Annotated in this window: 23 protein-coding genes and 3 pseudogenes; 16 read left to right on the forward strand and 10 right to left on the reverse strand. The window is 70.0% G+C overall.

Going from position 1 to position 22351, the window contains the following annotated elements; genetic code table 11:
- Positions 1–188: 188 nt before the first annotated feature.
- A complete protein-coding gene (locus ACFVYK_RS00005; RefSeq protein ID WP_389766771.1) occupies positions 189–368 on the reverse strand; it encodes a hypothetical protein in 180 nt (59 codons plus the stop codon).
- Between the two features lie 538 nt (positions 369–906).
- Here ACFVYK_RS00005 and ACFVYK_RS00010 point away from each other — a divergent pair.
- The 3 genes from ACFVYK_RS00010 (at position 907) to ACFVYK_RS00020 (ending at position 4991) form a co-directional block, all read left to right on the forward strand.
- Complete coding sequence (locus tag ACFVYK_RS00010) at positions 907–3774, forward strand: Helicase associated domain protein (protein WP_389766773.1); 2868 nt, start codon at positions 907–909, stop codon at positions 3772–3774.
- A 620-nt stretch (positions 3775–4394) separates the two neighbouring features.
- On the forward strand, positions 4395–4760 hold the full coding sequence (locus ACFVYK_RS00015) for a DUF6233 domain-containing protein (protein WP_389766775.1): 366 nt from the start codon (positions 4395–4397) through the stop codon (positions 4758–4760).
- Between the two features lie 30 nt (positions 4761–4790).
- Positions 4791–4991: a hypothetical protein gene (locus tag ACFVYK_RS00020; protein ID WP_389766777.1), complete on the forward strand. Its 201-nt coding sequence runs from the start codon at positions 4791–4793 to the stop codon at positions 4989–4991.
- Between the two features lie 260 nt (positions 4992–5251).
- Here ACFVYK_RS00020 and ACFVYK_RS00025 read toward each other — a convergent pair whose 3' ends face one another.
- Together ACFVYK_RS00025 and ACFVYK_RS00030 are read right to left on the reverse strand one after the other, a co-directional pair.
- Positions 5252–5584 carry a hypothetical protein gene (locus ACFVYK_RS00025; protein WP_389766779.1) on the reverse strand — a complete coding sequence of 111 codons (333 nt, stop codon included), beginning with the start codon at positions 5582–5584 and terminating at the stop codon, positions 5252–5254.
- Entirely contained in the window at positions 5481–5990 is a 510-nt protein-coding gene (locus tag ACFVYK_RS00030; RefSeq protein WP_389766781.1) for a recombinase family protein, read from the reverse strand. The genes ACFVYK_RS00025 and ACFVYK_RS00030 overlap by 104 nt, the downstream gene beginning before the upstream one ends.
- Before the next feature lie 98 nt (positions 5991–6088).
- Here ACFVYK_RS00030 and ACFVYK_RS00035 point away from each other — a divergent pair, with 98 nt between their 5' ends.
- Positions 6089–6610 (forward strand): TetR/AcrR family transcriptional regulator, encoded by a 522-nt coding sequence (locus tag ACFVYK_RS00035; protein ID WP_389766783.1) that lies wholly within the window; start codon positions 6089–6091, stop codon positions 6608–6610.
- A gap of 69 nt (positions 6611–6679) precedes the next feature.
- Here the strand turns inward: ACFVYK_RS00035 and ACFVYK_RS00040 are convergent, their stop codons facing one another.
- Complete coding sequence (locus ACFVYK_RS00040; RefSeq protein WP_389767165.1) at positions 6680–6895, reverse strand: transposase; 216 nt, start codon at positions 6893–6895, stop codon at positions 6680–6682.
- 85 nt (positions 6896–6980) lie between these two features.
- On the opposite strand from ACFVYK_RS00040, the gene ACFVYK_RS00045 reads away from it, so the two are divergent.
- Positions 6981–7607, forward strand: a complete 627-nt coding sequence (locus ACFVYK_RS00045) for a hypothetical protein (RefSeq protein WP_389766785.1) — start codon at positions 6981–6983, stop codon at positions 7605–7607.
- A 98-nt stretch (positions 7608–7705) separates the two neighbouring features.
- Positions 7706–8722: an aldo/keto reductase gene (locus ACFVYK_RS00050; RefSeq protein WP_389766788.1), complete on the forward strand. Its 1017-nt coding sequence runs from the start codon at positions 7706–7708 to the stop codon at positions 8720–8722.
- Positions 8723–9218: 496 nt separating this feature from the next.
- On the opposite strand, the gene ACFVYK_RS00055 is transcribed toward ACFVYK_RS00050, so the two are convergent.
- Positions 9219–11267, reverse strand: coding sequence for an AAA family ATPase (locus ACFVYK_RS00055; protein ID WP_389766790.1), 2049 nt, complete (start codon positions 11265–11267; stop codon positions 9219–9221).
- Between the two features lie 193 nt (positions 11268–11460).
- Positions 11461–11961: a cupin domain-containing protein gene (locus ACFVYK_RS00060; protein ID WP_389766792.1), complete on the reverse strand. Its 501-nt coding sequence runs from the start codon at positions 11959–11961 to the stop codon at positions 11461–11463.
- Positions 11962–11989: 28 nt separating this feature from the next.
- On the opposite strand from ACFVYK_RS00060, the gene ACFVYK_RS00065 reads away from it, so the two are divergent.
- Both ACFVYK_RS00065 and ACFVYK_RS00070 read left to right on the forward strand, forming a co-directional pair.
- Positions 11990–12112 (forward strand): hypothetical protein, encoded by a 123-nt coding sequence (locus ACFVYK_RS00065; RefSeq protein WP_389766794.1) that lies wholly within the window; start codon positions 11990–11992, stop codon positions 12110–12112.
- A gap of 97 nt (positions 12113–12209) precedes the next feature.
- On the forward strand, positions 12210–13193 hold the full coding sequence (locus ACFVYK_RS00070) for a helix-turn-helix domain-containing protein (RefSeq protein ID WP_389766796.1): 984 nt from the start codon (positions 12210–12212) through the stop codon (positions 13191–13193).
- Positions 13194–13306: 113 nt separating this feature from the next.
- Here ACFVYK_RS00070 and ACFVYK_RS00075 read toward each other — a convergent pair whose 3' ends face one another.
- Positions 13307–13810 (reverse strand): MarR family winged helix-turn-helix transcriptional regulator, encoded by a 504-nt coding sequence (locus tag ACFVYK_RS00075; RefSeq protein ID WP_389766798.1) that lies wholly within the window; start codon positions 13808–13810, stop codon positions 13307–13309.
- Between the two features lie 456 nt (positions 13811–14266).
- Here ACFVYK_RS00075 and ACFVYK_RS00080 point away from each other — a divergent pair, with 456 nt between their 5' ends.
- From ACFVYK_RS00080 to ACFVYK_RS00105, 6 genes and pseudogenes are all read left to right on the forward strand, one after another.
- Positions 14267–14842, forward strand: a complete 576-nt coding sequence (locus ACFVYK_RS00080) for an NAD(P)H-dependent oxidoreductase (RefSeq protein WP_389766800.1) — start codon at positions 14267–14269, stop codon at positions 14840–14842.
- Between the two features lie 97 nt (positions 14843–14939).
- Complete coding sequence (locus tag ACFVYK_RS00085; protein ID WP_389766802.1) at positions 14940–15884, forward strand: NADP-dependent oxidoreductase; 945 nt, start codon at positions 14940–14942, stop codon at positions 15882–15884.
- A gap of 234 nt (positions 15885–16118) precedes the next feature.
- A pseudogene (locus ACFVYK_RS00090) lies at positions 16119–16394 on the forward strand (aldo/keto reductase); the annotation flags it as partial.
- A gap of 356 nt (positions 16395–16750) precedes the next feature.
- Entirely contained in the window at positions 16751–17281 is a 531-nt protein-coding gene (locus ACFVYK_RS00095) for an SRPBCC family protein (protein ID WP_389766804.1), read from the forward strand.
- Between the two features lie 142 nt (positions 17282–17423).
- A pseudogene (locus ACFVYK_RS00100) lies at positions 17424–18349 on the forward strand (NADP-dependent oxidoreductase).
- A 343-nt stretch (positions 18350–18692) separates the two neighbouring features.
- On the forward strand, positions 18693–19160 hold the full coding sequence (locus ACFVYK_RS00105; protein ID WP_389766806.1) for a cupin domain-containing protein: 468 nt from the start codon (positions 18693–18695) through the stop codon (positions 19158–19160).
- Between the two features lie 233 nt (positions 19161–19393).
- Here ACFVYK_RS00105 and ACFVYK_RS00110 read toward each other — a convergent pair whose 3' ends face one another.
- Positions 19394–19669: a hypothetical protein gene (locus ACFVYK_RS00110; RefSeq protein WP_389766808.1), complete on the reverse strand. Its 276-nt coding sequence runs from the start codon at positions 19667–19669 to the stop codon at positions 19394–19396.
- A gap of 36 nt (positions 19670–19705) precedes the next feature.
- Between ACFVYK_RS00110 and ACFVYK_RS00115 the strand changes: the two are divergent.
- Together ACFVYK_RS00115 and ACFVYK_RS00120 are read left to right on the forward strand one after the other, a co-directional pair.
- A pseudogene (locus ACFVYK_RS00115) lies at positions 19706–19969 on the forward strand (alpha/beta fold hydrolase); the annotation flags it as partial.
- Positions 19963–20565: an aldo/keto reductase gene (locus tag ACFVYK_RS00120; RefSeq protein WP_389767167.1), complete on the forward strand. Its 603-nt coding sequence runs from the start codon at positions 19963–19965 to the stop codon at positions 20563–20565. The pseudogene ACFVYK_RS00115 and the gene ACFVYK_RS00120, both read left to right, overlap by 7 nt.
- 71 nt (positions 20566–20636) lie before the next feature.
- Here the strand turns inward: ACFVYK_RS00120 and ACFVYK_RS00125 are convergent, their stop codons facing one another.
- Positions 20637–21233: a YdeI family protein gene (locus ACFVYK_RS00125; protein WP_389766810.1), complete on the reverse strand. Its 597-nt coding sequence runs from the start codon at positions 21231–21233 to the stop codon at positions 20637–20639.
- Positions 21234–21349: 116 nt separating this feature from the next.
- A complete protein-coding gene (locus ACFVYK_RS00130) occupies positions 21350–22309 on the reverse strand; it encodes a helix-turn-helix transcriptional regulator (protein WP_389766812.1) in 960 nt (319 codons plus the stop codon).
- Positions 22310–22351 lie beyond the last annotated feature (42 nt).

Consider the following 22351-nt stretch of genomic DNA (forward strand, 5'->3'; position numbering starts at 1 on the left):
CTGCTGCGCAGTCAGGTTGATGCTCCGTCCGCTGCGCTCCCGGAGCTGCGGGGGCGGCGCCCCCGCGAGGTGGCATCCGCTGCGCTCCAGCCACCAAAGGCGTCACGCGCCTGCCGGCCCCCGCTGCGCGGATCGACCAACGGGCCTGCGGCCCGAGCAGCAAGGGGAAGGTGGGGAGCGGGGCCGCTTTACTCAGGCTTCAGGCCCTGTCGCCTTCTTACCCGGCGCGCCACCCATTGTCCGACCGCGTTCCCTATGGCCAGCATGCCGGCGAAGGCGAGCGCTTCAGGCCACGTCTTGTCCATCAGGGCGCGCCACACCACCGCGCCCACCCCATAGACGGCAAGCCACACGGCCACCACGGCCATCCAACGCACCCACCGCCGAGACCACCACCCGGCTAACCAGTCCCGTCTCTGCATACCCGTCAACTACCCCCCAGGACCACCCTCAACGAAAGCCGTACTGCGGTCGGGACGGCGAGAGGGAGGGTGGGGGCGCTCGTATGGGTTCCAGTGTGGTGGGTGCCTTGTGTTGATGCAGCATGTAGCATTAGCGAAAACGCGGGATAGGCCCTGGGGGGTTGAAACGCCTATTTTATCCAGTCTTTCCAACGAGGGTAGGCCGGGTCGCACTGTCCATTTTCAATTGCCTGTTGGTGAGCAAGACTCGGACTCACCGGATCTCCGAAAGAAAAGAATGCGCAGTCTGGGTAGACCGGCTGCATGCCGTACCAACCGACCGTTATGAGGAGCACGAGCATGAGGGAGGCGAGTAAGTGCTTCCACGTGGGAGGACCTGAGACGGGACGGATCACGCAGAGAGCGTAAGGCAACTAAGAGTTAACCGACTGCCTAATGCTTCCCGAAGTCCCATGTATGCCAGCTCGCCCCAAAAATGGACATTATGACTGTGGTTCAGCTCCGAGAGCATCAGATCGACCAGAAGTCAGCTTTTCGTCAGTGGGTGGGATTCCCTTCAAGGTCATCTGTGCCCCCTCAGGGTGCCCGGGGCACGATCGTGTCAGCGACCGGCTCGGGCAAGACGATCACCGCCGCCGCGTGCGCGCTGGAGTCGTTCGCGGACGGCCGGATCCTCGTCACCGTCCCGACCCTGGACCTGCTCGTGCAGACCGCCCAGGCGTGGCGGGCAGTGGGTCACCGCTCCCCCATGGTCGCGGTGTGCTCGCTGGAGAACGACCCGGTGCTGAACGAGCTGGGGGTGCGCACCACCACCAACCCGATCCAGCTCGCCCTGTGGGCCGGGCACGGGCCCGTCATCGTGTTCGCCACCTACGCCTCTCTCGTGGACCGCGAGGACTTCGAGGACCCGACGGGCCAGGGACGCGTTCGCGGGCCGCTGGAGGCCGCTCTGGCGGGCGGAGAGCGCCTGTACGGCCAGCGCATGGACGGTTTTTCGCTCGCGATCGTGGACGAGGCCCACGGTACGGCGGGTGATCTTGGCAGGCCCTGGGCAGCGATCCACGACAACGCCCGCATCCCCGCCGACTTCCGGCTCTACCTGACCGCGACCCCGCGCATCCTCGCCGCGCCCCGGCCGCAGAAGGGCGCCGACGGCCAGGAGCTGGAGATCGCGACCATGGGCCACGACTCGGAAACCTACGGGCCATGGCTGGCGGAGCTCGGGCTGAGCGAGGCGATCGAACGCGAGATCCTCGCCGGGTTCGAGATCGACGTCCTGGAGATCCGCGACCCCTCCCCCGACCTGGGGGAATCGGAGGAGGCGCAGCGGGGCCGGCGCCTGGCGCTGCTGCAGACCGCGCTCCTGGAGCACGCCGCCGCGCACAACCTGCGCACCGTGATGACTTTCCATCAGAAGGTGGAGGAGGCGGCGGCGTTCGCGGAGAAGATGCCGGAGACCGCCGACAAGCTGTACGTGAACAACGCCTCCGACGACGACCTGGCGGCCGCGGACCGGCTCCCCGCGTCGTCGATCGACGCGGAGTTCTACGAGCTGGAGGCCGGCCGCCACGTCCCGCCGGACCGCGTGTGGTCGGCATGGTTGTGCGGCGACCACCTAGTTTCCGAACGGCGCGAGGTCCTGAGGCAGTTCGCCAACGGCATCGACGCGGCCGGACGCCGGGTCCACCGCGCCTTCCTCGCCAGCTGCCGCGTCCTCGGGGAAGGCGTCGACATCACCGGCGAGCGGGGAGTCGAGGCCGTCTGCTTCGCCGACACCCGCGGCTCCCAGGTCGAGATCGTGCAGAACATCGGCCGCGCGCTCCGCCTCAACAAGGACGGCTCCACCAAGGTCGCACGGATCATCGTGCCGGTGTTCCTGGAGCCCGGCGAGGACCCCACCGACATGATCGCCTCCGCCAGCTTCAAGCCGCTCGTGGCCGTCCTCCAGGGCCTGCGCTCGCATGATGAGCGCCTGGTCGAGCAGCTCGCCTCCCGCGCGCTCACCAGCGGCAAGCGCAAGGTCCACGTCCGGCGTGACGAGGACGGCCAGATCGTCGGGGTTGGCGGCGAGGGTGACGGCGAGGACCAGGACGATACGCAGGCCGCTGCCGAAGCGGCGCTGCTGCACTTCTCCAGCCCGCGCGACGCGGCGACGATCGCGGCGTTCCTGCGCACCCGGGTCTACCGGCCGGAGTCGCTGGTGTGGCTGGAGGGCTATCAGGCCCTGCTGCGCTGGCGGGCGGAGAACGAGATCACCGGCGTCTACGCCGTGCCCTATGACGTTGAGGTCGAGGTCGGCGTCACGAAGGACTTCCCCCTCGGGCGGTGGGTCCACCAGCAGCGCAAGGCGCTGCGGGCGGGTGAGCTGGAGGACCGGCGCAAGGTCCTCCTTGACGCCCCGGAGGCCGGGATGGTCTGGGAGCCGGGCGAGGAGGCGTGGGAGACCAAGCTCGCCGCGCTCCGGTCCTACCGGCGGGCCATGGGGCACCTCGCACCGCGTCAGGACGCCGTGTGGGGCGAGAGCGAGACGATGACGCCCATCGGGCAGCACCTCGCGAATCTGCGCCGGAAGGGCGGCCTCGGCAAGGACCCGAAGCGAGCGGAGGCACGCGCGCAGCAGCTGGCCGCGATCGACCCGGACTGGGACTGCCCCTGGCCACTGGACTGGCAGCGGCACTACCGCGTCCTCGCCGACCTGGTCGACGCCGACGGCCATCTGCCGGCCATCGAACCCGGAGTGCTGTTCGAGGGCGACGACCTGGGCAAGTGGCTGGAGCGGCAGAAGAATCCGGGTATCTGGGCGCAGCTGTCGGCCGAGCAGCAGGAGCGGTTGTCGAAGCTGGGCGTGCAGCCCACCGAGGCTCCGTCCCCCGTCCCTGCGACGAAGGGCCCGAGCAAGGCGCAGGCGGCGTTCCAGCGAGGTCTGGCGGCCCTCGCGCAGTGGGTGGAGCGGGAAGGCGACCGAGCGGTGCCGAGGGGGCACAGCGAACAGATTGACGTCGACGGCGAGGCAGAGCCGGTGGTCGTGAAGCTGGGCGTATGGACTTCGAACGCCCGCGCCAGATGGGACAGGCTCACCTCCGAGCAGCAGGTCGCCCTCGCCGCTTTGGGTGTGCCCTGGGCGAAGGCCGCAGCGGTGCCAGCCCCGACCAGCCCGGCATCGGTGGACGAGGGTTCCGTCGGGCCCGCGACGGCCCGGTCCGCCTCAGTCACTGCACGTTCCGTCCCGGCGAAGCAGCTGCCGCAGTGGGACCACCATGACGAGTGCGACAAGTCGGTGTACCAGGGCGGGACGTGTACCTGCGACCTCATCGAGCAGTACGGACCGCCCTCCGAACGCGACGACTACTGACCATCACGCACCGACCGGACCCCGGGCCTCTTGAGGCCCGGGGTCCGGTGCTGTGATCGTACGAGGCCCGCACGAGCCGGGCGCGATTCTGGGCGCCGTGTGTCAGCGGGTCGGTGGCGGGGGCTGGCCGGGGCCGAGGGTGCGGCGTGCGGTGGGCGGGCCGGGGTCGGTGTCCGCTGTCGGTGCGGGTGGCTTTCCGGCTGCGCGCTGCGCGGCGGTGCCGGGCCGGTCGGCGGGCTCCGGGGCGGGGAGGGGGCGGGACTGAGGACCGGTGCCCAGAGGGCGGCGGGGGGTGCTCACAGCGCCATCCTGGCAGTCCGGCGCTCCCCCGGCCCTACCGGCGCGGGATGGCGCTCAAGGGGCCGTGGACGGCCTCGCCGGATGCGGCGCGGGCGACTGCCAGCGCCGCGCGGGCCGTGACGGTCTCGAACCCCAGTCACGACGGTTTTCTTCCCCTGGGAGGGATTCCGGCTGGCCGGTGCCCGTGCCACCCGCATTGCGGACTGAGGGCGCCGGCCTTTTTCGTCCCGGCCGGTGCAGCTACAGGCCAGGTCGGACGTTGCTGCCGGTATCCACGCCCGGAGTCGAGGTGATGCTCCCCGACACCTAGAATCAAATGTGTGTTCGATGATTTGCCGGAGGACCTGCCCCGCCTGGAGACCTTGCGGGTGTGGCACACGCTATGGCTGACCCGCATCAATGCGAAGATCGCCGCCGTGCAACAGCGCCAGGCAGAAGCGGAGCGCGGCCGGCTGCGCCGTCCCGAGCCCCCGCAGTGGACGGTGGAACTGGGCATCGGTACCGGCCGCCCTCCCGTCCAGATTCACGCCGGTGAGTGCCGCATGGCAGGGAAGCGGTGGCGTCCCGTCGGCCGGGACGAGGCACGCCGCCTCATCGCCGGCGGTCTGCGGCCGTGCACTCATTGCCGCCCCGACACCGAGCTGGACATCATCGACTTACCCCACGGCCCCACCCCGGTCCCCTGACCCGTCCATCGCCGCAAGGACACCAGCACGATGAGCACTCCCCCGCCCCCGGTCACCGACCCCGACCCCTCGACGTTCGTCTGCCTGGGAAGCCAGGTCGGCCCCTGCTCCGCATGCCAGCGCAAGACCTGGAAGTACGGCCACGGCGGCAGCCCCCTGTGCCAATGGTGCATGGACCCGGTCCTGAAAGCCTGGGGCCCGACCTCCCGCTCCACCAGCACCCGCCCCTGAACCGCCCTGCCGCCCGTGAAGGCCGTCCGGGCGTGCGCCGGCCCCGGCCCGGTCCGCGCGGGACCGGGCGTGTCGCCCGCCAGGGCGGTGGGGCACAATCGTCACGCTCCCCGCCCTTCAGCGCAGTCGAGGAGACCGTGACCGACAACCCCAACCCCGACCGGCCAGACCGGCTCAGCCGCAGCGCACGGTCATCGACGGCGCCCGTGTCGGCCCTGTTCTCGTATAGCTACCGCCAGGTGGCGTGTAGCGCTGAGTGACTACTCAGGGCTGCGGTCGCGCTGCTGAAGGGCGGCGAAGTCGGTGTGTGCCGTCTCGACGGCCTCCGGGTACGCCTGGGTCTTCTCGTGCTCGGCGAGCGCCCGGTAGATGCTGGCGACGGACGGGTTCTGTCCCTTGCGCTTGCCGGTGGGGATGATCAGGACGGGCTGGATCTGCTCGACGGACTCGCCGAGTGCCTTGCGCCGCAGCACGGTGTGCAGCATGTCGTCAGTGATGACCGGGGGCCGGCCGCCGTACTTGCCCTTGCGGGCCGCGGTCTCCAGCCCCTCCAGCGTTGACTCCCGGATGTTCTCCCGCTCCGTCTCCGCCATCGCGGCGAAGAAGCTGAACAGCAGCTTGCCCGGGCCGGTGGGGTCGTAAATGCCGGGCAGCGGCCCGGCGCATCTCCAGCACCAGGCCGTGCTCGGTCAGACGGTCCGCGAGGGCGGTGAGTTCTGCTGCGTCATGCCCCAGCCTCTTCATCCCGAACACGGTGAAGATGACCCGGCAGTGCGGGGCGTGCGCCTTGATCTCCCGGGCGGTCTTCAGTGCTTCCTCGAACTGCGGGCGGACCTTGATCCGGGTGCTGATCTTCTCGCTGAAGATCTTGTCTCTGCCGATGCCGTGCTTGGCGAGCGCGTTCAGCTGCGAGTCGAGCTTTTGGCTGAGGTGCGAGCAACGGGCATAGCCGATGCGGATGTCCGCGCTCGGCAGACTGGGGTCGACGGCCGCGGGCACCGGCTGCCGGGCCGCCAGGGCTGCCCCGGCCTTCGGTTGGCCGGGGTCGGCACCCGCAGCTCCTTCGCCAGCTTCGGCACCTTGGTGAAGCGCCCGGTGTGGTACGCGCTCGTGACCGCCCCGCTGCGCGAGCGGCACGGCGAGCCAGGGGCGGGCTCTACGCCTACTTCGGCGACAAAGAGCGACTCTTCGACGCGATCTTCCTCAGCTCGCTGGAGCGCCTCACCAACGTCGTGCCCATCGACGCCGAGGATCTCGCGGGGTGGGCCGTTCGCCTCTACGACGAATACCTGCGCCGCCCCGACCTCATCCGGCTGGCGACCTGGACGCGACTGGAGCGCCGGCCTGCCGGGCACCTTGTCGAGACCCACCGGCACTACGACGACCGCAAGCTCACGGCCATCGCCGAGGCCCAGGCCGCCGGGCGGGTCCGCGCAGGTGACCCGTTCGACATCATGGCCGTGGTCATCGCCATGTCCATGGCCTGGTCACCGGTCAGCAACGTATATGCGGCCGGCAGACAAGAACCCGATGACGTACATGACCAGCGCCGCGCCCTGCTCCGCGACTGCGTCCACAGCGCCACCGCGGCCGGCAGAGGCGACGCGTCCCCCTCATGACTGCCACCAACACCCCTGGTGACGCTCACGCACGATGCCTGGGCTCCGGCCAGGACCGGAGCCCAGGTCTCACGCCGGAACTGCGGCCGCTTCCACCTGCGGGGCGCGCGGGCCGGGCACCGTCGCCCGCATGGACAGGTCCAGGTCGAGGCGGCTGTTCATGTCCAGCTCGGATCTGCCGTACGGATTCGCGTGGGTCCAAAACAGCGGCGACAGCGCCCGGCGGTCCGCGTCGGTGAGCTGGTCCGCCCACTTCGGATCGGCCAGGACTTCCTGCATCAGCAGCGTGTTTACCTGTTGACTGAACTACCTGGAGAGTTCACGCAGTTCAGCGGACAGGCAGTGAAGAGGGTGGCTATGGTCCCGCCTCATGATCGAGAGAGATGGGCAAGGCCAGGATCTGCGGTCGTTGGCCGTACCGCGGGTCGGTTCGCTCCTGATGACCGGCGATGCGTGGGAGCCGTACCAGCTGCTTGATCCGGTAGGGGCGAGCGTCGAGCCCGTCGCGGTGTACTTGAAGGATCTGCAGGGCATCGGGCGGCCCGCAACGACACAGCGTTCGTACGCGGTGGACCTGCTGCGCTGGTTCCGGTTTCTGTGGGCGGTCAAGACCCCCTGGGACCAGGCGACTCGGGACGAGGCCCGCGACTTCTCGCGCTGGATCCAGATCAGCGACAGGCCTGGGCGGGCCGGTGTCCCGGCGGCGTCGGCGGCGTCGGCGGCCCCGAACCCGGTGACGGGCAAGACGGGGCCGGGTCGCCGGTACGCGCCTGCCACCCGCGGTCATGGTGAATCGGTGCTGCGTGGCTTCTACGACTTTCACCGCGAGGTCGGGTCGGGCCCGATGGTCAATCCGTTCCCGCTGGTCCGACGTGGTGCCCGGGCCCATGCCCACCACAACCCGATGGACCTTTACCGCAACGAACGCTCCGCGCCGCCCGCGCCGCTCCCTCCGCTACCGAGCTTGCCAAATCGGAACATCGTTCCGTATCGTTAACGGAACAAGGTTCCGTTTGCTCATGATGCCAGAGCAGGGACCGGCAACCCAGCCACGTATTGCCACCGACGCTTCACCCGCAATGGAGGAACACAGTCATGCAGTACCGCACCTTGGGCCGCACCGGTGTGCAGGCCAGCTCCCTCGCGCTCGGCGCGATGAACTTCGGCAAGATCGGGCGCACCACCCAGGACGAGGTGTCCGCCATCGTCGACGCCGCTCTCGAAGGCGGGATCAACCTCATCGACACCGCCGACGCGTACAGCGGCGGCGAGTCGGAAGAGATGGTCGGCAAGGCTATCGCCGGTCGCCGTGACGACATCGTGCTGGCCACGAAGGCGAGCATGCCGATGGGCGGGCGTAACCAACAGGGCAGTTCGCGCCGCTGGCTGGTCACCGAGCTGGACAACAGCCTGCGCCGTCTCGGTGTCGACCACGTCGATCTCTACCAGATCCACCGGTGGGACCCGAACACCAGTGACGAGGAGACGCTGTCGGCGCTGAGCGACCTGCAACGCGCGGGAAAGATCCGTTACTTCGGCTCCTCGACTTTCCCCGCGTACCGCATCGTGCAAGCCCAGTGGGCCGCCCGCGAGCACCACCTGGGCCGTTACGTCACCGAACAGCCCAGCTATTCGATCCTGCAGCGGGGGATCGAGAGCCATGTGCTGCCCGTGACCGAGGAATACGGGCTCGGTGTGCTGGCGTGGAGCCCGCTGGCCTCGGGCTGGCTGTCGGGTGCGATCCGCGAGGGCCAGGAAATCGCCACCAACCGCTCAACGTTCATGCCGCAACGCTTCGACACCACCATCCCGTCCAACCGGGCCAGGCTCGACGCGGTCGAGCAGCTGGCCAAGGTCGCCGACGAGGCCGGCCTGACGATGATCCAGCTTGCGCTCGGCTTCGTGACCGCGCATCCCGCCGTGACCAGTGCGATCATCGGCCCCCGCACACTGGACCACCTGCACTCGCAGCTCGCCGCCGCGGACACCGTGCTCTCCGCCGACGTACTCGACGCGATCGACGCGATCGTCGCCCCTGGCACCGACCTCGCCGCACACGAAAAGAACGACACTCCGCCCGCGCTGCTCGACCCGTCACTGCGACGCCGCTGAACCCCCGAGGGACAGCGTCCACGTCCTCTCCCGCAACTCCCGAATCCGCGGGCATCGCGCAGGTGCCCGGCGAGAAGGCGTTCTTCCTCCAGCTCGCCGGCGCCGGCCTCAACAGCATCGCAGCCCCCTGATCGACCGGGCCGCCACCCGCCACGACGTGAGCCGCCAGAGTCGGGAGCACTCCGGCGGAGCTGGCACATAGTGACGGACAGACCACCGGTCCCGTCGGGTCGGAGCTCTCCCTCGGCGCCCGCCCAGGGATGGTTACCGGCGGGCGCCTCACCGTTTCACCTGCTCTCACACATCTGTCACAAACTGGGCCAACGCCCCCAGAGCGTGAGGCACTGACCTGCAATTTCATGCCCGCGCCAGAGCGGTTGGACTCCCCCGGACGGCCGGTACCACCTGTGCCATGTGGACCAGGACACCCTGCGCCGCCCCGCTGTCCGGTCGCCACGGCCTGTGCTGCTCAACCATGTTCAGCGCCGCCCACGGGTCACTCCTGCGGCAACGATCGTGGCTGGATCGGTGTGGATGGCGTGGCCGTTTGTCGCAGCAGGTGTTCGGTGAGGCGTTCCTTGGCCAGGGCGAGGTGGCGCCGGTAGGTGCCGTAGGGCACCCCGAGTCGTCGGGCGGCGGCCTTGTGGGTGCGGGAGGCCCCGATGTAGGTGGCGGTGAGGGCCTCCTGGGCCTTGACACCCGCGGGGTCCGTCTGCAGTGCGGCGAGAGCCGCGGTGATGGCGCCGCGCAGGTTCGCCGCCGGGTCGGGTGAACCCGGCGGCACGAGATGGGAGTGCAGCAGGACGCAGGTCGCGAAGGCGCGGGGGGTGTGCCAGGTGCGCAGCGCCTCCAGCACTCCTTCCTCGAACCCGGCGCGCGACAGTTGGTCGCCCGGGCCACCCGCTGAGGCAGTCGTGGGCCATGTCGCTACGGGCGTGACCGTGGCGCGAGCCCGGTGTCGCACCCACTGGTCCACGGTTTGCAGTCGCCAGTCCCGGCCGAAGATGTGCTGTCGCCTCCCGTCGACGTCCATGGCCGCGAGCTCCGGCATCCCGGCTTCGGCGAGGTAACGTCCCCACCGGTCGGCGTCTTCGAAGACGGTGAAGGTCACCGCGCGTCCGTGGGCGCGCATCTCCTCGGCGATGGCGCGCCGGCTGATGAGCTCCATCAGGGGTGAGGGCCGCTGGCGCCCGCCGGGCTGCACCGCGAAGCGGCGTATACCCAGATGCTCGCCCGGCCCGAGGGGGGCCGCCGCCTCCACGAGGTCCCAGACTGCCGCGATCACCGGGTCCGCGGCACGGTCCTCGGGCAGTGGTGCGTCCAGCCGCAGGACGGCCATGAACGACACGGGTGCGCAGGAGCCCGCGTAGCGGTGGACGCGGAAGGCCTCCGGCTGGCGGCGCAGCCAGTGTGCGACCGAGGCCGCCGATGCCGGGCCCTCCGCCTCCTGGGCCATGCGCAGCACGCCGGGTACGTCCTCGGGGCGAAGTGGGGTGTCCTCGATGTGTGGGTGCGTACGGTGATTGTATAGATTGTCGGATCCGCCCTGGTCGCGGAAGAGGAACATCCACTCCGCGACCCGCAGGAGCGCGTCGTCGTCGGCGGCGCCGCGCACGGCCCGCAGGCCCGCGAGCGAGACGCGGACGCGGACGTCGTCGTAGCGCTCGGGGTCCCGCCAGCGCAGGTCGGCCTCGAGGGTCGCCCGCACCGCGTCGTGCGGGTGCAGCCCCTCGGGCGTGGCCTCGATGTAGGGCAACTGGCGCAGCCAGGAGAACACCGTGTCGGTGTTCTCGTCACCCAGCACCGCGCGCAGCAGGGGCTCGCGGGTGACGTATGCCTGCGCGACGACCTCGAGGGCGCGTCGGTGGACGGCGCTGGGCAGGTCTCCCACCAGCCGCTCGACCAGGGTCGTCAGGACGTCACCGGTCGGGTTCCACGGTGCGCCGGGTGCCGCGGCAGGTACGGAGGCGGCCAGCGAGAGGGCGAGCGGGCTGCCTCCGGCGAAGGCGACGAAGGCGCTGCGCTGCTCGGCGGGGACACCCCGGGCGGCGAGCAGGGCGTGGGACTGGGCGGCGTCGAGCGGCCGCACGGCGAGTGCGGTGAACAGCTGCGCCCACCCAGGGTCCAGCGACCACTCGGCGTCGGGGGCGACCCTGCTGGCCACCACCACGATCGCATGGTCCGCGAGCCGCGGCAGGAAGCTCTCACGCAGCCACGCCTCAAGGGGCTGACACTGCTCGAAGGTGTCGATGAGCAGCACCGCACCGGGTTCGGCGCGGGCCGGGGCCGCGGCCTCCTCCAGCCGGCGCGGGTCGGCGTCGAGGAACCGTCCGTCCACGCGCACGACGCGGCGGCCGATGAGCTCGGCCTGCCGGGCGGCGTAGCGCACCAGCGAGGACTTGCCGATACCGCCAGGGCCGTGCAGGTACGCCACGAGTGGGGCGTCCGGTGCCCCCGACAGTATCCGGTCGAGCACCGCCCGCTCCGGCTCCCTGCCCACCAGCGCACCGGCTCGTGCCGCGGCCAGCCGGTCCGCAAGTCCCACCGCTCCCAATCCGCGCTCCTCGGAAATAGCAGTAACAGTCGGCCTGTCCACGGTCGCGCCGACGGACAGCTCATCACGGTCACACCACTCGACACGGCCTCAGCCGTGACCGGTGCGGGTCCAGGCCCGGGCCCGGGTCCCCGGTCATGTCGAACTCTCGGAGGCGGGCCTCCCGGGCCCGCCTGCCTGCGGGCTAGAGAAACTCGCTCCTGTAGGTCGCGGCCAGCTCGGCCGCACGGCGGCGACGCTCCATGAGCTCGTCCTGCGACAGCTGCGGCGGCGGCGCGTCCTTGCCCGCGACGACATCGCCGATGCGCAGGAAGTACTCGTCCTGGCCGGCGGGGGTGCACATGCACAGCATGCGCGCCGGCGCACCCGAGATATTGCGGAAGTTGTGCGGCGCGTTGGCCGGAACGTTGATCGTGGACCCGGCCCGCACCGTGTGCTTCTCGCCTCGGAAGGTGAATTCGATCTCGCCCTCGAGGATCGTGAACATCTCCTCGAAGTCGTGCCGGTGCGGCGGCGGGCCGCCGCCGTCGGGCACGCGCATCTCGATCAGGCAGTACCGGCCGTCGGTCTGCTCGCCGGTGATCAGCATGGCGTACGTGTTGCCCACCAGCGAGACATACGTCGTGCCGGGGTCGTCCGGGTGCGCCACGGTCAGCGACCGGGACGGATCGTCATCGGGAATCATCGCGGTTGTCTCCTCGAAGGTCGGTCAGGTGGGAATCAGCCGCCGGCGTGACGACGACTTCGCCACCGGGCAGTGCGCCCGCGGCGGCGCCGGCGTGCACGGTGGCAGCACGGCCGGCGGCACCCGCAAGTGGAAGATCGTCAACGGTTGAAGTGCAGCCAACACTAGGAACGGCCGTGCGAAGGAAGCGTGTACGTTTGCGACACCAGACAGGATCCCGGCGACAACTTCACCGGCACGGAGGGCACATGAGCAGCGGATCTCGTTTCCTCGGACCGGGCGACAAGGTGGGCACGTTCAACGTCGACGCGGACTCCACCGGCCCCGGCCGGGGAACGTGGGAACCGTTCATCGACACCTGGAACGACCGCATGGGAGACCTGTACCCGCTGCCGGAATTCAGCGCTTCCACGGTCGACGGCTTCCAGGGAACGATGCGCTCGGTGGCCCTGGAAGACACCGCCATCAACGAACTCTGGGCATCCTCGCCCGTGAGCACCCGGGCAGTCGGGACGTACGAGCACGACCAGATCAGGCTGTACGTCGGGCTGCGCGGCGCGGTGGCCCTGCAGGACCCACATGATCAGGGCGGTGACGCGTACGTCTCGGCCGGCGCCTACTTCATGCACCACGTCGTGACGGAGAATCACTTCCACACCACCCCCGTGATCGGCACCCGCATCTTCATCTTCCCCGGCGACGCCCTGCGCTCCCTGGTCGCCGGGAAACCACGCACCGGCCAGGCCACCTCGCCCGCGGCGCAGATCCTCATGGCACACACCACCATGGTCCAGCGGACCGTGAGCGGCCTCGGCCCGGCGGCCGCGCACGCGTCCCGCAACGCCCTGCTCGAACTCGCCAAGGGACTGGTCCTCGACCACTTCGACGACCACGAGCCCACTTTCACCCCGGCACTGGCCCAAGCCGCCAAGGACCTGGCCGACGCTCGGCTCACAAATGCCATGTTGTCGCCGGCCACGATCGCCGCGCACCTGCACGTCTCCGTGCGCACCCTGCAGCGGGCCTTCGCGAGTCTGGACGAGTCGTGCAGTGCCTACATCCGCCGTCGGCGTCTGGAGGAAGCGGCCGCGGCGCTCACCGCCCCCGGATCACGGCTCAGCGTCTCCGAGGCCGCCGCGCGCTGGCACTTCACCGACAGCAGCCACTTCATCCGCGCTTTCAAGAAGCAGTACCGAGCGACACCGGCGCAGTTCGCACGCCGACCGGCCTGACGACTCGGCCTGACTCCGCCCCCGTTCCCGTTCACCGGCGACTGCGGGCTGCCCGGCGTCCTGCCGTGTCCTGATCCGCTGCGGTCGCCGCGGCCCCGACGCCTGTCGAGTCCTTATGCTCCGCCTTTGCGGCGGCGAGACGCGGCGGAGCGAGGCGGCGTCGAGCGCATGTGCTCACGTACCGGCGCCAGCAGGCCGGCGAGGGTCTTGACGTCGTCGCGTGACAGCGGTTCGAACAGGAGACCGCTGACCACCTCGACGTGACCCGGCAGCACCTTCGCGAGCAGCGTACGTCCGGCGTCGGTGAGCGTGACGGTGACGCTCCGCTCGTCGTCCGGCGAGGGAGCGCGGACGACCAGGCCCTCCTTCTCGAGCAGACCCACCTGGTACGTCAGGCCGCTGCGGCTGTAGACGACGCCGTCGGCCAGGTCGGTCATGCGGTGACTGCCTGTCGGCGAGTCTCCGAGGCGGGCCAGCAGCTGGAACTGCACGTAGCTGAGATCGCCGGCCTCGCGCAACTGCTGCTCGACTGCATGCCGGAGCAGGCTGGTCACCTCGATGAGGTCGAAGTAGGCGCCGAGCTGTACGGGGTCGAGCGACGGCGGTGAATCAGGCATGACCGCAGTCTACTGCTTCGAATTCGAAGAGTGTGGTGTGCCGTGTGGCGTGCGGCCCTTCCAGCCACCGCAGGCGGAGCCGGACTTGAACTCCTCCGCGAATGCCGGTGCCGTCCCGGGCGAAGCGAGCCGGACGCGAAGGGCTCACTGGCCCGACGTCGTGACTTCATGAGGGCACGGTGTGGGCAGTGTTGGGCCCCACTGAGCACTCCAGAACATGGAGATAGGGCAGTGGTGCGGCGCAGGGTGGGGTGAAGGAGGACGGCGCCGCCGCCCAGGATCCCGAGGACCGGCCATGAGCATTCCCTACCTCGTACGACGTGAGGACCAGCAGCACCCCCGTGCAACTGCTCGCCGAAGCCGCGGAACTGTCCGGCAACGTCCTTCTCGGTCCTCCCCGGTGACGGCACCACGGCCCGGCCGCGGGGAAGAAAGAGCCTTGAACATGATGCCGGGATGAGCACCGCCGCGTGGGCTCCGGTGTCCTTGGCCGTCGTGAGCGCCGGTGCCGGCCATCCGCGTCCCACTCGCCTGCTCGCGGACTGGGTCGCGGAGGCTGTGTGCCGGTCGCTGGCGGCCGGCGGTGCACGCGCCGAGGTGGAGGTGCTGGAACTGCACCGGCTGGCGGCCGACCTCGCGCAGCACTCCACCTACGACCGCGCCAGCCTCGACCTGCGGGAGGCGATCGCGGCGGTCGTGGCGGCCGACGGGCTGGTGGTGGCGACCCCGGTGCTCGCCGCGTCCCCGAGCGAGGTGTTCGACTCGTTCTTCGCCGTCCTCGGGGGCGGAGTCCTGGCCGGCATGCCGGTGCTGCTGGCGCTCAACAGCAGTTCCGACCGGCAGCCACCCGACACCACACAGGTGATACGCGGGCGCCTGACCGACGTGCACGCCGACCCCGTGCCCACGATCGTCGTCGCGGGCCCCGCCGACTGGCCGGCCACGGCTGGCAGCGACGCGGCGCGGCTGCGGGCCTGCATCGACCAAGCCGCCGCCGAACTCGCCGCTGCGATGCGCTCGCACCGGCGGTGACCGACAACACTTGCTTCGAATTCGAAGCAGATGTAGAGTCGTCAACAGTTGCTTCGAATTCGAAGCAACATCGATCACAGTGAAGGTGAGAACCGACATGAAGGCAGTACGTTTCCACGAGTACGGCGACCCCGACGTCCTGCGCTACGAGGACGTGGAGCAGCCCGCCCCCGGTGCCGGTGAGGTCCGGATCCGCGTCGCCGCGACGTCGTTCAACCCCGTGGACGGCAACATCCGCGCCGGCTTCATGCAAGGCCCCATCCCGGTGGTGCTGCCCCACACCCCGGGCATCGACGTCGCCGGCACGGTCGACGCGCTGGGCGAGGGCGTGGACGGCGTCGCGGTCGGCGACCACATCGTCGGCTTCCTGCCGATGGACGGGACCGGAGCCGCCGCCCAGTACGTCCTCGCACCGGCCGAGGTCCTGACGCCGGCGCCCAAGGACGTCCCGCTGGCCGACGCCGCCGCGCTGCCGCTCGTGGGCCTGACCGCGTATCAGGCGCTGTTCGACCACGGCAAGCTGACGGCCGGGCACCGCGTGCTCATCAACGGCGCGGGCGGCGCGGTCGGCGGTTACGCCGTGCAGCTGGCCAAGAACGCCGGTGCCCACGTCATCGCCACGGCCAGCCCACGCAGCAGCGAGGCGGTCACGTCGGCCGGCGCCGACGAAGTCATCGACCACACCACCACCAGCGTGACCGCGGCGGTGACCGAACCGGTCGACGTCGTGCTCAACCTCGCACCGGTCGACCCGGCCGAGCTGGCCGCGCTGGTCACCCTGGTCCGTCCCGGCGGTGTCCTGGTGAACACCACGGTGTGGATGCCCGCCCCCAGCGACGAGGAGCGCGGCGTGCGGGGCATCGACCTGTTCGTCCGCAGCGACGCCGACCAGCTGGCGAAGCTGGTGGCGTCAATCGACAGCGGCGAGCTGCGCGTCGATGTCACCGAGCGGGTGCCGTTGGCCGAGCTGCCTGCGCTGCACGCCCGGGCCGCCGAGGGCGCGGTGCACGGCAAGGTCATCGTCGTCCCGTCCGCCGTCTGACGCCGGTCCTCCACCGAGAGGAAAGGGCGCATTCAGCTTGGACCCCGAATCGCCGCGGCGTCGGCCCCGATGGCCGGCGCGATGGCGGACGCCACACCACCGGCCGTAGGCGACCTCGCGGCGCGCCGTACCCGCTACCGCTCCTGACCCTCCAGCCGCAGGGCACGGCCTCACCACCGTGCCCCCGGCCCGTCCCACTGACCTCAAGAAGGGAAACAGTCGTGACACAGCGCCATGACCCACTGGGGGGCGGGCGCGGACGCGGATGCGCCGTCTCTTCCCCTTCCCGGGGGCACCTGGAAACTGGGTGACGCGGCGGTCACCCGGTTCGGTTACGGCGCCATGCAACTGGCCGGCCCCGGCGTCATGGCCTCCGGCCGACCACGAGGGCGCTCCGGCCGTCCTGCGTGAGGCGGTCGAGCGCGGGATCACGCACATCGACACGAGCGGGGCCTACGGGCCTCGCGTGTGACCAACGAGCTGATGCGGGAGGCGCTGCACCCCTACCCCGACATGCGCGACGTCTACCCGGCGCTGCTCGACGCCGTCACCCGCTCGGCCTCGCCTACCTCCACCTCATCCAGGGCCCGGACGAGGAATCGCGCAGCACATGGCCTTCAGTGGTCGACGGCGCTGATCGTCAACGGCGGCGGCCCCCCGCTCGGCGCCCGCTTCGCCGACCTCGACTCCGGTCCGGCCGACGCCGTCTCGGCCGGCGCCACGGCACTGGCCAACTGCGGCCTGCCCCACCGCCTCCGCCGGGCGCCCCGCTCAACGAGCCCGACCCGACCACCTTCCATGGCGGCGACCACTGCGGCTACACCGACTACCTCCTCCCCATCACCACCACGACTGCGAGCTGAACCATGACCGCACTCCTCATCGGCCCAGCCGACAACACCGTCACCATCACCGTGCAGCAGCGGACCCGCACGGCACCTCAGGACGCCTTCCGCGTCCTGGTGCCCATCGACCTCCCCACCGTCTTCCGCCCGGTGGCCCCGTTCCCCGGCATCAGCAGCGTGAAGAACCAGACCGAGGCCTGGGACCACGTGGGCCCGCGAAGAAACCCGCAGTTCGACGACGGCTCCCAGGCCGACGAGGAACTCACCGAGTACGTACCGGGCTCCAGCTTCGCCTACCAGCTGACCGGCTTCACCAACGTCCTCTCCCGCCTCGCGGCCGGTGTACGGGGCGAGTTCAACGTCAATCCCGACGGTGACGGCACACTCATCCGCTGGACCTACGAGTTCAAGCCGCTGCCCGGCCGCCGCTGGATCCTCGCCGGCCCCTTCGCCCCGCTCTGGCGCCGCTACATGGTCGCCGCCCTCGACCGGTGCGTCCATGTCATCGAAACAGCGGAAAACAGTGAGCAGGCGCCGCTCCGGACCGCGTGACGGCCCAAATCTCCGCGGCTCCAGCCCACGAACGAGCCCACCCAACAGATCTTCGGCCAGCCACATGACTGGCGTCGCGTTTTGAGGGTGCTCAGCCACCCCATTGATTGCACCGGATCAGCTCATCAAGGAGACAGCAGTGATGAAGACCATCGTTTTCGACACGTTCGGCGGCACCGAGGTCCTGCACGAGGCGGAGACCGAGATCCCCGAGCCCGGCCCCGGCCAGGTCCGCGTGCGTGTACAGGCTGTCGGTGTCAACCCGGTGGACGGCAAGATCCGCTCCGGGACCATGGAAGCCATCTTCCCCACCACCCTGCCCGCCGTCCCCGGGGGTGAGATCGCCGGGATCGTCGACGCCGTCGGCGAGGACGTCGACCATCTGAAGGAGGGCGACGAGGTGCTGGGCTGGTCCGACACCGGCTCCTACGCCCAGTACGCGCTCGCCAGTGCGACCGTGCTCGCCCTCAAGCCGGCCGGCCTGGACTGGACGCACGCGGCCGCACTGCCGGTGGCGAGCGACGGCGCCGACCGCGTCCTGGACCTGCTCGACATCAAAACCGGCGAGAAACCGGCGAGACCCTGCTCATCCACGGCGCGTCCGGCGCGCTGGGCACCGTCGCCGTCCAGCTCGCCGTCGCCCGCGGCGCCCATGTCATCGGCACCGCCGGCCCCACCAACCAGGAGTACGTCACCTCGCTCGGCGCCACCGCGCTGGTCTACGGAGACGGCCTGGTCGAGCGGGTGCGCGCGCTCGCCCCCAACGGCGTGGACGCGGTGCTCGACGCCGCGGGCAAGGGCGTACTGGAGGACTCCATCACCCTGCGCGGCGGCACCGACCGGATCGTCACCACCGCCGACTTCCGCGCCCGCGAACTCGGCATCGTCTTCGCCGAGGGCCCGCAGCGCCGCTCGGCGGCTCGGCTGGCCGAACTGGCCCGGCAGGCCGCCGACGGCACACTGGCGATCACGGTCGGCGCGACCTACCCGCTCACCGACGCGGCCAAGGCCCAGCAGGCCAGCGACGCCGGCCACAGCCGCGGAAAACTCGTCCTCACCATCGGCTGACCTCCCCCCGCGGGGGCCGGCCCCGCACAGCCGCCTGCGACCAGCCGGTCAACTCCATCTCCAGTCGGTCCGTACCCACGCGATATCCGGATTCGTCGGGTGCGGCCCACACCGTCCCCCGCTCCGCCCATGTCCCCCTGCGCCCCTCCCCCACCGGAGGTGAACGCCCGCTTCACACAGTGTGCGTCGCACTCACCAACGCACAGCATCACCGGTCAAGTTCAGGCCTGCCGGTCAGAGCACCGGGATTCGCTCCGGAAGGCGTGTTCCGACCCCTCGCCCCGCTCCGCAGGAGTCCGATTCCGCCCCGGTCTGAAGGCCGGAGTTTCCTTGGAGGTCCCCGATGACCATGGCCTATCTGGCGCAGCCCGAACAGCAGCAGAAGCTGGAATGGCTCGACGGGGGAACGTTCTCCGTGCTGCTCGACAAGGAAGCCACCGAGGGCAAGCTGACCGTGGGCCGCTTCGACGTGGCCAAGGGCGAAGCCCCGCCGTTCCACCTGCACACCCGCGAGGACGAGGTGTTCATGCTGATCAAGGGCACGGCCCTGGTGTGGTCCGGGGAGGAGGAACACGAACTGAGCGAAGGCGGGATCGTCTACCTGCCCCGCAACGTCCCGCACGGCTACCGCATCACCTCCGACCGCGCCGACCTTCTCATGATCACCACGCCCGGCGGCATCGAGGGCATGTTCCGCCACGCCGGACGCGACCTCACCACCCCACGCCCCGACGGCTTCGAGATCGCCAAGTCCCTCCTGGCGGAAGCATCCGAACTCTACGGCGGCGTCATCCTCGGCCCGCCGCGCTGAACCGCTCACGGACCCGAGCGCCCGTGCCGGGACAGCCACTGCCCTCCGCTACCGCCTGTTCCCGAAGGCGCCGCCCCCGAGACGACAGCGGGTCCGCTCCCCTCCCCACCTGCGACCACCGCCGACCGGCGTCGAGCGCCGGTCGCTCAGGAGACCTTCATGGCATTCCCCTCCTGTTCAGCGCGAACGGAGAGCCGAACGCCCTCCCCGTCGGCCGCTCCAGTGAGCAGGCCCTACCCATCGACAGTCTCGGCCTCGACCTTCTCACCCCCCAGAACCACCCGTACCAAGCAGCGTTCGACGACACCTGGACGCTGCTCACCTTCCTGGCCGCACACACGCGACATCACGCTCGTCCCGACGGTCAGTTCCCTGCCGTTGCGTCCGCCGGCGGTGCTGGCCAAGGCTGCGACGACCTCGGACAGACTGACCGGCTCCCGGGTCCGGCAGACGGCACCCGTTTGCACGCCGTCGTCGGCGGGGCCGGTGAACCCGTACTTCTTCTGCACGGCCGGCCCCAGACATGGCGGGCATGGCGACACCTCATGTCGGCCCTCGCCGCGCACGGTTACCGCGTTGTCGCACCCGACCTGCGCGGCACCGGTGCCTCCGACCGTCCCCCCAGCGGATACCACAAGGACACACAGGCCGAGGACATGCGCGAACTCCTCGCACAGCTCGGCATCCAGGGCGGCGTGCGCATCGTCGGGCACGACATCGGCGGCATGGTCGCCTTCGCCTACGCCCGCCTCCACCCCGAGGAGGTCGAACACCTTGTCCTCGTCGAACTCGCCCTGCCCGGCTGTTCGGTCCCGCCGGGAACCCGGACCCTGACGACTGCCGACGCATCGTGGACCGGGCCCTGGAAAGCGGGATCAACTTCATCGACACGTCGGACGTCTATGGCGGCGGCGAGACGGAGACGATCGTCGGGAACGAGGTGCTGCCGGTGTGCGGCGAGTACGGCATGGGAGTACTGACTTGGAGCCCGCTGTCATGGGGTCTTCTCACCGGCAGGTACCGCCGGGATCAGCAGACCCCCGTGACGGCGGGCCGTATGGCGTGGGGACCCCGCCATATGACCGATCCGCACAAATTCGACGCGAACGAGGAACTGGTCCCGCTGGCGGAATCGGCCGGCTTGCCGATGACGCACCTGGCGATGGCGTTCGTTGTCGCGCACCCGCAGGTCACGTCCGCGATCATCGCACCCCGAACACTCGACCAGCTCGAAGACCTGCTCGACGCAGCGGAGACACGCCTCGATGACGATGTCCTCGACTGCATCGACCGAATCGCCCCTCCCGGCACCGATATCGGTGTGATGGACGTCGGCCATCGGCCGCCCGCGATCGAAAGCGCCGACCTACGGCGTCGCCCGGCGGCCGACCGTAGTGCCGCTTAGGGAGTCCGGAAAGCCTGGGAAACAAACCTGATCCCTCTTCCCTGCCGCCCCGGAAGCCCGGCCAGACAACGTCAGGCCTCCGGGGTGCCTTCCAGACGCGTGAGGGACTTCGTGATGCGGCTTCTTCGACTGGTCCCGCTCGGAGCCGTGATCACCTGATGGATGACGGCGTAGCGCTGCGCGCGGGTCAGCGCGGCGAAACGAGCCGCCGCCGTGGGCGACGCGGCGAGCGCCTGGGCGAGATCGGCGGGCACTTCGGCCCCGGCCTGTCCGGCATAGGCCCGGTCCCAGCGCCCGTCCGCCTTGGCCCGTTCGATCTCCGCGAAACCCCGTGGCCGCATGCGTCCCTGCTCGATCAGCGTCGCGACGATGGTGACGTTTCGCCGGGACCAGATCGACGCCGTTCGACGCGGGGTGAAGTGCTGTTGGAACGTGCGGGCGTCGACGGCGTTGCGGCGGCCGTCGATCCAGCCGCTGCAGAGCGCCTCTTCGAGGGCCTCGGCGTAGGTCAGAGAGGTCGGTTCCGTGATGCCCTTCTTCGCAAGAATCAGCTTCACCCCGGCAGATGAGCTCTCGTGAGCATCGAGCCATGTCCGCCAGGCCTGCGCGTCGGCCACGATCAACCGGTCTGTCTGCTCCTCTTTCGTCATGTCTGTCATGTTCGTCATGAGGTGAGCCTCGCAAATGAAGCGGTCACCTTCTGTCCTGTACTCCCCGGCACTTTCCCGTACTTCCCTCCGCTTCCCCACACTTTCAGCGCGCACGGGATCTCCCCGCTCGACGGTCAATCTTCCGGCGACGGCGGAGAGACGGAGTACTGGACCCGCCCGGCGAGCTTCGCCGCGGCCTTGGCCAAGGCGTCCGGGCCCACCACGGTGAAGGGAGCGTCGTACCGGAGCACGGATGCGAGCAGGCCGGCCCAGGACCACGACCCGATCGTGACACGACAGGACCGCTCGGTGAGCTCTTCGACCTCACCGTCACCGATCCAGGGTGTGATGTCACGCGCGGGAAGCTCGATGACGACGTCGCCGACGCAGGGCCAGCGATCCTCGCTCTGCGATCCCCTGGACCGGGCGGCGAGAAAGGAGCGGGCATCGGCCGCGGGAAGCGTGCGGGGCGTGAACGCCGGCCCCGTCGGGGTGCGTGGTGCCATACGGTCCATGCGGAAGACACGCCAGTCGTGCCGGTCCAGATCCCATGCGATCAGATACCAGCGGCTGTGCCGGGCGACGACCGCGTGCGGCTGCACGCTCCGTGCAGGGGCATTGCTCCCGCCGTAGTCGAATCGGAGAGTGTGCCGGTCCCGGACGGCGACGCTGACACTCTCCAGCACGGACGGATCGACACGGGAGGAGGTCTCGGTTCCGGTGAAGCGGATGCCGTCGATGCGGTGACGGAGCCTCGACGGCATCACCTGGCGGACGGTGGCCAACGCGCGGGCTGCCGCCTCGTCGATGTCGACCCCGGTGGAGGGCACACTCTGGAGCGCGACCGCGATCGCGACCGCCTGTTCGTCGTCGAACAGCAGCGGTGGCAGCTCTGAACCGGCCTCGAGCCGGTACCCGCCGTCGGGTCCCTTCGTCGACCCGATCCGGTAGCCGAGTTCCCGCAAGCGGTCCACGTCACGGCGGACCGTGCGCGGGCTCACCTCCAGGCGCTCCGCAAGGACCTGCCCCGGCCAGTCCCGTCGCGTCTGCAGGAGGGACAGCAGAGCGAGCATCCGCGAAGTACTTCCGATCATGAATCCAGTGTGCTCCGAGTAGAGGACCGTCGTTGACCTCTT

Source organism: Streptomyces sp. NPDC058291, assembly GCF_042880855.1.
In the GTDB taxonomy this organism is placed as follows: Bacteria; Actinomycetota; Actinomycetes; order Streptomycetales; family Streptomycetaceae; genus Streptomyces.